Consider the following 12,451-nt stretch of genomic DNA (forward strand, 5'->3'; position numbering starts at 1 on the left):
CAACATTCAGGATCGCTCCGGAGCAACTTTTCAAACTTACCCGCTGGCCCTTAGATTGTCAAACCGGAGTCCGCGACTCTCATCACCGTGAGGCTTGAGGGTCGGTTTTTCCGTCTGACTCCGTGGAGCAGCGCGGAAATAAACTCTACCACCACTTTTCCGGGATCGCCACCCGACCTCCGAGGGCCTCTCCCCCACAGGCGGCAAAGGCAGCGAAAAAGCCCGGAATCGCGTGGATTCCGGGCTCTTACGCCTGGAGCTTCGAGCTACCCGGCGGCAGGCGCCCCCGGCTTGAAGTAGGCGGCACCCAGCGGAGGAAGGGTGACGCTCAGCGTTGCCGGCTGACCGTCCTGCGCCTTGGCTGTTGCCTTCAGCTCACCCGCATTCAGGACACCGGATCCGCCGTATGTAGTGGCGTCGGTGTTCAGGACCTCGGTCCAGGCGCCGGCCTCGGGCACGCCCAGGGTGTAACCAACGTGGGGCGCCCCGGAGAAGTTGATGGCGCACACGAGTGGGTTGTTTTCGTTGTCCCACCGAATGAAGGACAGCACGTTCCGGTCTGCGTCACCGCCGTTGATCCACTGGAAGCCGCCGGGCTCGTTGTCCCTGGTGTAGAGCGCAGGGGTGGATGCGTAAAGCTCGTTGAGGTCCTTCGTCAACAGCTGCACCCCTTGGTGGGCCGGGATGTCCGCGAGCCACCAGTCCAGTCCGTGCTGTTCGGACCATTCCGCTTCCTGCCCGAACTCGGTGCCCATGAAGATCAGCTGCTTGCCGGGGTGCGCCCACTGGTAGGCCAGGAAGGCGCGGAGATTCGCGAGCTGCTGCCAGCGGTCGCCCGGCATCTTGCGGAGCATGGAGCCCTTGCCGTGGACTACTTCATCGTGGCTGATGGGCAGGAGGAAGTTCTCCGTGAAGGCGTAAACCAGGGAGAACGTGACCGTGCCGTGGTGCCACTTGCGGTTGAACGGATCCTCGGAGACGTACTTGAGCGAGTCGTGCATCCAGCCCATGTTCCATTTCAGCCCGAAACCCAGCCCGCCATGGCTGGTGGGGGCAGTCACGCCGGGGAACGCCGTCGACTCTTCTGCAATCATGACGGCACCGGGGTGTGTCTTGTACACCGTGGCGTTGACTTCCTGCAGGAAGGAGATCGCTTCCAGGTTTTCCCGGCCGCCGAAGCGGTTGGGCTGCCATTGTCCGTCCTGCCTGGAGTAGTCCAGGTAGAGCATGGAGGCCACGGCGTCCACGCGCAGCCCGTCAATGTGGAACTCGTCCAGCCAGTACAGGGCGTTGGCCACGAGGAAGTTCCGGACTTCGGTGCGCCCGAAGTCGAAGATCAGCGTGCCCCAGTCCGGGTGTTCGCCCAGGTTGGGATCGGCGTGCTCGTACAGGGGTTCGCCGTCAAACTGGGCCAGCGCCCACGCGTCCTTGGGGAAGTGGGCCGGCACCCAGTCCAGCAGAACGCCGATGCCGGCCTGGTGAAGGGCGTCCACCAGGTACCGGAATTCGTCCGGGTGGCCGAAACGGGAGGTGGGCGCAAAGTAGGAGGTGACCTGGTAGCCCCAGGAACCGCCGAACGGGTGCTCCGCCACGGGCATGAACTCAACGTGCGTGAATCCCATCCACTTGACGTATTCCACCAGTTCCTTGGCCAGTTCCCGGTAGCCCAGGCCCAGGCGCCAGGAACCGAGGTGCACCTCGTACACGCTCATGGCCGAGTTGTGCGGGTCCCGCTGTGCGCGGGCCTGCATCCACTCATCGTCCTTGAAGGCGTACGAGGGCTCCACCACCTTGGACGCGGTCAGTGGAGGAACTTCGGTGCCGAAGGCCAGCGGGTCTGCCTTCTCCACCCAGTGGCCGGCCTTCGTCCTCAGCTCGAACTTGTAGCAGGCACCGGCGGCAACACCGGGGACGAAGATTTCCCATACCCCGGACGAGCCGAGTGAGCGGAGGGAGTTTTCACGCCCGTCCCAGGCATTGAAGTCGCCTTTGACCCGGACGGCCTGTGCATTGGGGGCCCAGACGGCGAAGGAAACGCCGTCCACGTCACCCAGTGAGGACTTGTAGTGCTGGACATGGGCGCCGAGCACTTCCCAGAGCTTTTCGTGCCGTCCTTCACCGATCAGATGCAGGTCAACTTCGCCCAGGGTGGGCAGGTAGCGGTAGGGATCGTCCACTGTTACCGGCTCGGCGCCCGGATACGTGACGGACAGGCGGTAGTCCGGAACGTGGCCCTGCTGCAGTGGCTCAACAACAGCCACCCAGACACCGTGTGCCTCGTGCTCCATGGGGATTTCACCCTCGGCGGTGATGACGGAGACAGCTTCGGCGAGGTGCTTGACCGTACGGATGGTGACGTGGCCGTAGTCGTCCAGGTGCGCGCCCAGGACAGAGTGGGGCGCGTGATGTTCACCGTTCGCTATTCTGCCCAGGGTCCCGTTGTCCACATGCAGGGGAATCCCCGGGCGGTCAGTTCGTGCTGAGCCTGTCATTTCATTACCTTCCGATGCTGCACCGGCGGGATCGCCGGTGCCGTTACCGCTAAGGAGCCGCCTGCAGGCGTTCACGGGGATCGCCAGCCAGTCGGGCCTGTTACGCATTTCATAAACAACTTCGTACAGTGCCTTATCCAGCCACAATGCCACAAAGAGGGGTGACTCCCTGTCCACAGTGCCGGGAGTGACACTGGCATACCCCGCGAGGAACGCCTCCGCACAGTCATCAACCCAGGTGGCGGTGACCTGCGCACCTTCCTGTTCGCGCTGGGCTGCCCCGGCGGCGTAGTCAAAGGACCTCAGCATGCCGACGACGTCGCGCAGGGGAACGTCCGGAACGTTCCGTTCGGCGACGGGACGCATCGGTTCGCCTTCGAAGTCGAGGATGGTCCACCGGGCGGGGTTTCCGCCCTGGTCCGGAACCTGGAGTATCTGGCCCAGGTGGAGGTCGCCGTGGATACGCTGCAGGGGGCCGGCGGGAGCGTTGTCAAGCCGGTCCAGTAGGGCGTTGAGGCCATCGTCATAGGGCCCGACGGCGTTGCCCGCTTCGGCCCAAGCCTGGCGGACGCGCTGGGCTACTGCAGGAGCAATCACGTGGCCCGGTTGGGGTTCGGCCGACTCCCCCAGTGCTTCTGCCAGCCGTCGGTGCACGGTGGCCGTCGCCGCACCCAGGGCACGGGCTTCTGCGGTGAAGTCGCTGCCTGACCGGGCCGCATCTACCGCCAGTCGCCACGCATCCCGGCCTCCTGCCAGGAATTCGTGCGCCACTGCGAGCTCACCCTGGACATAGCGCGAGCCGTTTCCGGTTGCCGCAGCACCCGCGCCGGAGCCGCCCTGGGCCAGCCACTCCCCCCGGACCCAGCCAAGGGTGGCTGGTACTTCCGAGGTGCCTGCAGCCGTCAGGGCGGCACCCACCTCAACTTCCGGGTTCGTCCCTTCGGAGAGCACCCGGAAAAATTTCACGATGGCCGCGGAATCGCCGTCGTCCACGATGACTGAACTGTTGGACTGCTCTCCGGACAGCACCTTCACAACCCCGCGGGTCGTCGGAATCCGCTGGTTTCCCTGAACACGGAATCCGCTGGCGGTACCGCTGGGCGCTTTTTCTTCCTGCCGGATCAGCTTCAGCCAGCTGCCCACAAAGTCGGGGTCGTGGACGGCGTCGTACACCCAGGGCCTGGACGGGTCCATACCGGCCGCCTGGCCTACCAAGGCCCGCTCCATGCCTGCTGCCGGGGCCTGCCGGAAGCTCAAGGGGACCTGGACCACGGCAGTCCGCTGGCCGCCGTCGGACGTTTGGGTGGTGACACTCAGCACGAACACCGCCAGTCCGGCGTGGCCGGAGGGGTCCTCCAGCCCCAGGCTGCCGACCTGGGACATATCGAATTCGGGCGTCTTGACCGGGAACCAGCGCTGCTGTGGGAGCCATTGCCGGAGGAGGTCAGTGAGGGCGGGGGTGAGGATTGGCTGGTTCATGTCAGTTCTCAATCGACAGGATCGGCATCGCCTGGGTGTAGGGCGACGAGGGGTTGGATGCCGCGGATCGGATCCGCAGCCAGAAAAAGTCGTGGCTCCCAAGGGTCAGCGTAAGGGTGCCGTCCTCGCTGATGCCGGGAAATGGCTGGCCGCCGAAGACGTCCCGCAGCCCGCGGCCGGCAAACTGCGGAACCTGCAACTGGGCCGCGACGGGATGCTGCGAGAGGTTGAAGGCGCACAGGATGCTCTCGCCGTCCACCCCGGCCGAATTGCCGTCCGGCAACTCACGGAGGTAGGCGAGGACGGCCTCGTGGTCCGCCTGCACGTGCTGGAACCTGCCCAGGCCGAACGCCGGGTGGTTCTTCCGGACGCTCAGGATCTGCCGCGTCCACCGCAGCAGCGACCCTGAGTGGGCGGACTCTGCCTCCACGTTGGCCATGCCGTAGTTGTAGACGAGGGACTGGATGGGAGGCAGGTAAAGCTTGCCCGGATCCGCGCTGGAAAACCCCGCGTTCCGGTCCGGATTCCACTGCATGGGAGTGCGGACGGCGTCCCGGTCTTCAAGCCAGATGTTGTCTCCCATGCCGATTTCGTCCCCGTAGTACAGGAACGGGCTGCCGGGCAGCGAGAGCAGCAGCGCGTTGATCAGTTCGATCTCGGCGCGGGAATTGTCCAGCAGGGGCGCCAGCCGACGCCTGATGCCGATGTTCGCGCGCATCCGCGGGTCCGGCGCATACCAGCCCAGCATCGCGGCCCGTTCGTCCGCGGTGACCATTTCCAGGGTCAGTTCGTCATGGTTGCGCAGAAATGTCCCCCACTGTGCACCCTCAGGAATATCCGGAGTGTCCTGCATGGTCTCGATGATCGGGGCGGCTTTCTGGTCCCGGAGAGCGTAGTAAAGGCGCGGCATGATGGGGAAGTGGAACGCCATGTGGCACTCGGGCTCCTCCTCCGTGCCGAAGTATTCCACCACTTCGTTTGGCGGCTGGTTGGCTTCGGCGATGATTACCCGTCCCGGGTAGCTTTCGTCCACCATGGTGCGGAGCTTCCGGAGGAACTCGTGGGTGGCAGGAAGGTTTTCGCAGTTGGTGCCTTCCTCCTCGTACAGGTAGGGAATGGCATCCGCGCGGAAGCCGTCGATTCCCTGGTCCAGCCAAAAGCGCACTACGTCGAAAACGGCCTCGATGACCTTGGGGTTCTCGAAGTTCAGGTCCGGCTGGTGGCTGAAGAACCGGTGCCAGAAAAACTGGCGGCGGATGGGGTCGAAGGTCCAGTTGGATTCCTCGGTGTCCACGAAAATGATCCGGGCGTCCTGGTACTTCTCGTCGGTGTCGCTCCAGACGTAGAAGTCCCCGAACGGGCCGTCCGGATCCTTGCGGGATTCCTGGAACCAGGGATGCTGGTCCGAGGTGTGGTTCAGCGGCAGGTCAATGATCACCCGGACACCCCTGGCGTGGGCTTCGGCAACCAGACGCTTAAAGTCGCTGATGGTTCCGAACTCATCCAGCACCGAATTGTAGTCCGAGATGTCGTACCCGCCGTCGCGCAGCGGCGACTGGAAGAACGGCGGCAGCCAGAGACAGTCCACGCCCAGCCACTGCAGGTAGTCAAGCCTGCCGATGAGGCCGGAGAAATCTCCGGAACCGTCACCGTTCGCATCCGCGAAAGCTCTTACAAGTACTTCATAGAACACGGCCTTCCGGTACCACAGCGGATCATGCTGCAGGCCCGGGGCATTCAGTTCGAACGTGCTCTTTGGGGTGAAATGCTGGCCGGAACTTTGCGGATTGAAATTCACTGATGCGCTCTCCTCACCCTCAGGACGTGGGCGGGCTCGACATGCGGGTCGAGGCGGACGTAGTTGTACTCGCCCCACTCCCAGCTTTCTCCTGAGATGAGGTCGTCCACGTGGAAGCCTCCGTTGTGGGTCAGATCCTCCGGGTCCAGTTCCAGTGCCGCCATATCAAGTGAAACTGTGCATTCCCTGGTTCCGTGCGGATCAACGTTGACCACCACAATGATGGTGTCCTTGGACCCGTCGGCAAGGTTCTTGTGCTTGGAATACACCACCGTGGCGTCGTCCGTGCTGTGGTGGACCGTCAGGTTCTGCAGGTCCTGCAGGGCCGGGTGGGCGCGCCGGATCTCGTTGAGCCTGGTGATGTAGGGAGCCAGGGTCCGCCCCGACTGGGCAGCGGCATCCCAGTCGCGCTGTTTGTACTCGAACTTTTCGTTGTCGATGTATTCTTCGGCGCCGGGACGGGCCACGTGCTCATACAGTTCGTAGCCGGCGTAGACGCCCCATAAAGGACTGGCCGAGGCCGCCAGGACCGCCCTGATCTTGAAGGCCGCGGGACCGCCGAACTGCAGGTATTCGGTGAGGATGTCCGGGGTGTTGACGAAGAAGTTCGGGCGGAAGAACGCTGACGACTCGTGGCTGACTTCCGTGAAGTAGTCCTCGATCTCCTTCTTGGTGTTGCGCCAGGTGAAGTAGGTGTAGGACTGCTGGAAGCCCGCCCGCCCGAGTGCATGCATCATGGCAGGCCGGGTGAATGCCTCAGCCAGGAACACCACGCCAGGAACCTCCTTATTCACCTGCGCGATAAGCCATTCCCAGAACCACACCGGCTTGGTATGCGGGTTGTCCACGCGGAAAATCTTTACCCCATGGCTGACCCACAGCAGCACAATGCGCAAAATTTCATTTGACAGCCCTTCAGGATCATTATCGAAATTCAGCGGATAAATGTCCTGGTACTTCTTCGGCGGGTTCTCCGCGTAAGCGATGCTGCCGTCCACGCGGGTGGTGAACCATTCAGGATGGGAGGTCACCCAGGGGTGGTCCGGTGCCGCCTGGAGCGCCAGGTCCAGTGCGACCTCCAGGCCCAGTTCGTTCGCCCGCGCAACGAAGGCGTCAAAGTCCTCGAAGGTGCCGAGATCCGGATGAATGGCGTCATGGCCGCCTTCAGCAGCGCCGATCGCCCATGGCGATCCGGGGTCGTTGGGGCCTGCGATGAGCGTGTTGTTAGGACCCTTGCGGTGCTGCACGCCAATGGGGTGGATGGGCGGCATGTAGAGAACGTCGAAACCCATGGCGGCTACGGCATCGAGCCGTTTCGCTGCGGTGCGGAAGTTTCCGGAGGTCCAGGCGCCCGTGGCATGGTCCTTAACGGCCCCTTCGGAGCGGGGAAAGAACTCGTACCAGGAACCCCGGCCGGCGCGGTCCCGCTCAACCAGCAGGGGGTACCGCTCTGAAACAGTGACCAGTTCACGGATGGGCTGGCGGGCCACGACGTCCGCTACTTCATGGCTGAAGCCGGCGCCCAGCCGCTCCTCGGTGCCCAGCGACAAATTACCCAGCCGGCTTGCCGCACTGCGGAGGATCTCCCGGTCCGCTTCGCTGCGGGAGGGGTCATCCGAGGCTTCGCCGAGCAGTGCGGCGCCTTCCGCCAGCATGAGTTCCACGTCAATTTCGGCAGCAACCTTGACCTCGGCGTTGTGGTGCCAGGTTCCGTACCGGTCGTGCCAGGCTTCAATCGCAAAGGACCAGTTGCCGATATCCGACGGCGTGAGCACGCCTTCCCAGCGGTCCGTTCCCATGCCGCGTTCCCCACGGGGCGGCGCGAGCCGGATCCGCTGGCGCTCGTTCCCTTCCGGATCGAAGAGCACGGCGCTGACGCCGAGCTGGTCATGCCCCTCGCGGAAAGCGGTGGCCCCCACCACGATTCCCTCGCCGGGCAGGGCCTTGGCCGGGAACTTCCCACCCTCCACCACGGGCTGCACGGCGGTGATCGGAAAACGTCCGAACCGCAGGCCTTCGGTGATGGGGCCCTTCGTCATTTGCATTGATGCGGCACTGGTTCCTGAGTTAGTCGTCACAAGCTCGACGTTAGCGAGAAATGACCGGGAATGCTAAGCCTGCGCACTATTTTCATCGCGCCTCCCGTCATTTCCTTTGTGCCAACTGTCATTTATCCAAAAGAAACCGAAAGCTGGTTCCCGCTGCGCAGGTTGTCGGTTAGTGTGACGCAGGTGAAGGCAATCCGCAGATTTACCGTCCGTACTGTCCTCCCCGAACCGATCCGGCCGCTCGCCCGATTGGCCAGCAACCTGCGCTGGTCCTGGCACCGCCCCACGCGGGAGCTTTTTGCCGGACTGAACCCCCGCCTGTGGGAGGAAAGCGGCCAGGATCCCATCGGTTTCCTGGGAATGGTGAGCCGCGAAGAGCTCCAGCAGCTTGCTGCTAACCGGTCCGTGGTGGAGCGGGTGAGGGCCGCTGAGGATGACCTTGACCGCTACCTCGAGGAGCCGCGCTGGTACCAGGGCCTGGGCCCTGACGCGCCGGCCTCAATTGCCTACTTCTCCCCCGAGTTCGGCATCACCGAGGTGCTGCCCCAGTACTCGGGCGGCCTGGGGATCCTGGCCGGGGACCACCTCAAAGCTGCCTCGGACCTGGGCGTGCCGCTGATCGGCGTCGGCCTGCTGTACCAAGCGGGCTACTTCAAACAATCGTTGTCCCGGGACGCCTGGCAGCAGGAGACATACCCGGTCCTGGACCCGGACGGCCTGCCGCTCACCCTGCTTCGAGAGCCCTCCGCGGACGGCATCGGCCGTCCCCTGCAGATCGCCCTTCCCCTGCCTAACGGCAGGCGCCTACTGGCACACATCTGGCGTGCCGACGTCGGACGCGTTCCCCTGCTGCTCCTGGACTCCAACGTTCCGGGCAACGACGACGCCGCCCGCAGCATTACGGACCGCCTGTATGGCGGCGGCGGGGACCACCGGCTGCAGCAGGAACTGCTGCTGGGCATGGGCGGAGTTAAGGCCCTGCGCGCCTTCCAGCAGCTCACCGGCACCACGGCTCCGGAGGTGTTCCACACCAATGAAGGCCACGCCGGCTTCCTTGGCATTGAACGCATCCAGGAGCTGATGTCCGGGGAGCAGGCGCTGACATTCGATGAAGCCCTCGCTGCGGGCCGGGCCTCCACCGTGTTCACGACGCACACTCCGGTTCCTGCAGGCATTGACAGGTTCGAAATCTCGCAGATCCACCACTTTTTCCAGGCCGGGCTGGCGCCGGACGTCCCCACGGACCGGATCCTGGAGCTTGGCCGTGAAAATTACGCCGACGGAAACCCGTCCGTATTCAACATGGCCATCATGGGCCTGCGCCTGGCCCAGCGGGCCAACGGGGTCGCGAAGCTCCACGGGGAGGTGTCCCGCGGCATGTTTTCGGCGCTGTGGCCCGGCTTCGACCACTCCGAGGTGCCCATCACCTCGGTGACCAACGGTGTGCACGTACCCACCTGGGTGGACAGCCGCATTTCCAAGCTGGCGCGCGATCAATTCGGCAGCGAGGCCGAGGCAAACGGCCGCTGGGACTTGGCCTACAACGTCAGCGACGCCGACGTCTGGTCGCTGCGACGTGAGATGCGCGCGGCGCTGGTGGAGGACGTCCGCCGCAGGCTCCGCGCCGCGTGGAAGAAGCGTGGCGCCGCGGACGCCGAGCTGGCCTGGACGGAAAAGGTGCTGGACCCGGACGTGCTGACCATCGGTTTCGCCCGCCGCGTTCCCACCTACAAACGCCTCACCCTGATGCTTCGGGAGCCGGAGCGGCTGAAGGCACTCCTCCTGCACAAGGAACACCCCATCCAGCTGGTCATTGCGGGCAAGTCGCACCCCGCGGACGACGCCGGCAAGAAGATGATCCAGGACCTGGTCCGCTTCACCGACGATCCCGAGGTACGGCACCGCATTGCGTTCCTGCCGAACTATGACATCGCCATGGCCCGGACCCTGTTCCCCGGCTGCGACGTGTGGCTGAACAACCCGCTGCGGCCACTGGAGGCGTGCGGCACCTCTGGCATGAAGGCAGCGCTGAACGGCTCGCTGAACCTTTCAGTCCTGGACGGCTGGTGGGATGAGATGTACGACGGCGAGAACGGCTGGGCAATCCCGACGGCCAACAACGGCGCCTCGGCCGAGGAACGGGACGATATCGAGGCCGCCGCGCTGTACGAACTGCTCGAAACGCAGGTGGCTCCGCGCTTCTACGGCAGCACGGTATCGGCGGGCGCAGGTGCTGCAGGTCCTTCGACGGCGTCGGGGACCGAGAAAGTGCCCACGCACTGGGTCTCCATGATCAAGCACACTCTCGCGCACCTCGGCCCCGCCGTTTCGGCAGAGCGCATGCTGCGTGACTACGTGAACGTCCTCTACCGCCCTGCAGCGGAAGCCGGCCGCAGCGCCTCCGCGAATTCCTACTCCCAGGCGCGCAGCCTGGCCGCTTGGACGGCAAAGGTCCGTTCAGCCTGGCCGCAGATCCACGTGGAGCACGTTGACTCCGTGGGCGTCTCCGAGGACCCGCAGATCGGCGACACCCTCCAGGTCAACGCGTACGTGGCGCTGCACAGCCTCACGCCGCAGGATGTGTCTGTCGAAGTTGCCTACGGCAGGGCGGAGGAGAGCGACACGCTGACGGACATCACCGTGATGGAACTCAAAGTGCAGGAGGACCTGGGCAGCGGGCGCCACATGTTCAGCGGTTCCCTGGTCATCGACCGCTCGGGACCCTTTGGCTACACCGTCCGGGTCCTGCCGCGGCATGACGCCCTGGCCTCCAAGGCTGAGCTGGGACTCATAGTCAACGCCTGACGCGGCAGCTTGAACCAGCCCCACCCACTGCAGGAGGACGCATGACTGATCGCACCGTGGCCGATGTAATCGTGGATCGCCTCACCACGTGGGGTGTCAACCGGGTCTTCGGGTACAGCGGGGACGGGATCAACGGGTTCATGGGGGCGCTGCGCCGGGCTGAAGGGCGGGTTGAATTCGTCCAGGCCAGGCATGAGGAAACTGCAGCCTTCATGGCCGTGGGACATGCCAAGTTCACCGGCGGGGTGGGAGTGGTCACCTCCACCCAGGGGCCCGGCGCCGTCCACCTTCTGAACGGGCTCTACGACGCCAAGCTGGACGGGGTGCCGGTAGTGGCGATCGTCGGGCAGCAAAGCCGCACAGTGCTGGGTTCCGCCTACATGCAGGAGATCGACCTCAACTCGCTGTTCAAGGACGTCGCCGCGCAGTTCGTCCAGCAGATCAGCGCACCCGAGCAGGTCCCGATGGTCCTGGACCGGGCTTTCCGGACTGCCAAGGCCACTTCCTCGCCCTGCGTTGTCATCGTTCCGCACGATATCCAGTCGGCGCCGGCCCCGGAGCTGCCGCAGGAGCACGGCATTGTGGTCACGGCGCCGTCCTGGAGCACAGCAGCCGCAACGCCCCGGGACGAGGACCTGGACGCCGCCGCTGCCCTGCTGAACTCCGCGGAGAGAGTGGCGCTGTTGGTGGGCCAGGGAGCGCGGCACGCAGCCAAGGAGGTGGTGGCCGTAGCGGAAAAGCTCGGCGCTGGAATTGCCACCAGCCTGCTGGGCAAACCGTACGTGGACGAGACCCTGCCGTTCTCGGTGGGCACCATGGGGCATTTAGGGACCACGGCCAGCGCCCACCTGCTGGGCCACTGCGATGCGTTGCTGATTGTCGGTTCCAATGATCCCTGGACCGAGTTCTATCCGCCGCCAGGTGCTGCCCGTGCCGTCCAGATCGACATCGATGAACGGAAGATCGGCAACCGTTACCCGGTGGAGGTTGGACTGGCCGGTGACGCCGCGTCTGCGCTTGAGGCCTTGGGCAAAAGGTTGGAGCCGCGCACGCGGGGCCCCTGGCAGGCGGATGTGGAGCAGGAGGTCAGCCGCTGGCGCATTCTCGCCGCGGACCGCGCAGCAGTGCCCGCCCAACCCGTCAATCCGGAGCGCGTGGTCCGGGAACTGAACGGCCGGCTGCCGGAGGATGCACTGGTAAGTATCGACGTTGGCAGCTGCGTTTACTGGTACGCGCGGCAACTCGTGCTGCCGCCCGGTGTCCCTGCCCATCTCTCCGGAACGTTGGCGAGCATGGGGTGCTCCCTCCCCTACGGCATTGCCGCCAAACTCGCGCACCCGGACCGTCCCGTGGTGGCCCTTGCCGGCGACGGCGCCATGCAGATGGCCGGCACCGCCGAACTGGTGACCGTTGCCCACCGTTGGCGGCAATGGGCTGACCCCCGGTTCATAGTATGCGTGTTCAACAACCGGGAGCTGACCGAGGTGACGTGGGAGCAGCGGGAGTCCGAGGGCGAACCACGGTTTGCGGCCAGCCAGGAGCTCCCCGATTTTCCTTTCGCGGGTTACGCAGACCTGCTGGGCCTTACCGGTATCCGGGTGGAGGATCCGGAGCTCATCGGGGACGCTTGGGAACGGGCCCTGGCGGCCGGCCGGCCGGTGGTGATCGAGGTGCTGACCGACCCCGAAATTCCCCTTTTGCCACCGTTCCCGGCCGGGCGGGAAAAGGCGGAAAGCATGCGCAAGGGCCTGGCAGCGGAGAGCGACGGCAGCCGGGCGTCGGCGTTGCTGGACACTTACCTCGGGCACGAGGAACGTCCCCGCGGGTAG

The 12,451-nt window shown here is 64.9% G+C and carries 5 protein-coding genes; 2 read left to right on the forward strand and 3 right to left on the reverse strand.

Annotated elements, in window-relative coordinates:
• Positions 1–266: 266 nt before the first annotated feature.
• Genes FDW84_RS17880 through FDW84_RS17890 form a run of 3 tightly spaced genes read right to left on the reverse strand, consistent with a single transcriptional unit; the run spans position 267 to position 7,808 of the window.
• On the reverse strand, positions 267–3,971 hold the full coding sequence (locus FDW84_RS17880) for a 1,4-alpha-glucan branching enzyme (protein ID WP_138610839.1): 3,705 nt from the start codon (positions 3,969–3,971) through the stop codon (positions 267–269).
• 1 nt (position 3,972) lies between these two features.
• Positions 3,973–5,769, reverse strand: a complete 1,797-nt coding sequence (treS, locus tag FDW84_RS17885; RefSeq protein ID WP_138610840.1) for a maltose alpha-D-glucosyltransferase — start codon at positions 5,767–5,769, stop codon at positions 3,973–3,975.
• Positions 5,766–7,808 carry an alpha-1,4-glucan--maltose-1-phosphate maltosyltransferase gene (locus FDW84_RS17890; RefSeq protein WP_138610841.1) on the reverse strand — a complete coding sequence of 681 codons (2,043 nt, stop codon included), beginning with the start codon at positions 7,806–7,808 and terminating at the stop codon, positions 5,766–5,768. Before FDW84_RS17890 ends, treS begins: the two co-directional genes overlap by 4 nt.
• Before the next feature lie 192 nt (positions 7,809–8,000).
• Between FDW84_RS17890 and glgP the strand changes: the two genes are divergently transcribed.
• Both glgP and FDW84_RS17900 read left to right on the forward strand, forming a co-directional pair.
• Positions 8,001–10,622 carry an alpha-glucan family phosphorylase gene (gene glgP / locus FDW84_RS17895; protein WP_205754762.1) on the forward strand — a complete coding sequence of 874 codons (2,622 nt, stop codon included), beginning with the start codon at positions 8,001–8,003 and terminating at the stop codon, positions 10,620–10,622.
• Positions 10,623–10,663: 41 nt separating this feature from the next.
• Positions 10,664–12,451, forward strand: coding sequence for a thiamine pyrophosphate-requiring protein (locus FDW84_RS17900; protein WP_138610843.1), 1,788 nt, complete (start codon positions 10,664–10,666; stop codon positions 12,449–12,451).

The organism is Pseudarthrobacter sp. NamE5 (assembly GCF_005796225.1).
GTDB lineage: Bacteria > Actinomycetota > Actinomycetes > Actinomycetales > Micrococcaceae > Arthrobacter.

What these genes read in the sequence shown, in the direction of transcription:
- FDW84_RS17880 (WP_138610839.1), bottom strand. Translation starts at nt 3,971, where the DNA reads ATGAACCAGCCAATCCTCACCCCCGCCCTCACTGACCTCCTCCGGCAA.
- FDW84_RS17890 (WP_138610841.1), bottom strand. Translation starts at nt 7,808, where the DNA reads ATGACGAAGGGCCCCATCACCGAAGGCCTGCGGTTCGGACGTTTTCCG.
- FDW84_RS17900 (WP_138610843.1), top strand. Translation starts at nt 10,664, where the DNA reads ATGACTGATCGCACCGTGGCCGATGTAATCGTGGATCGCCTCACCACG.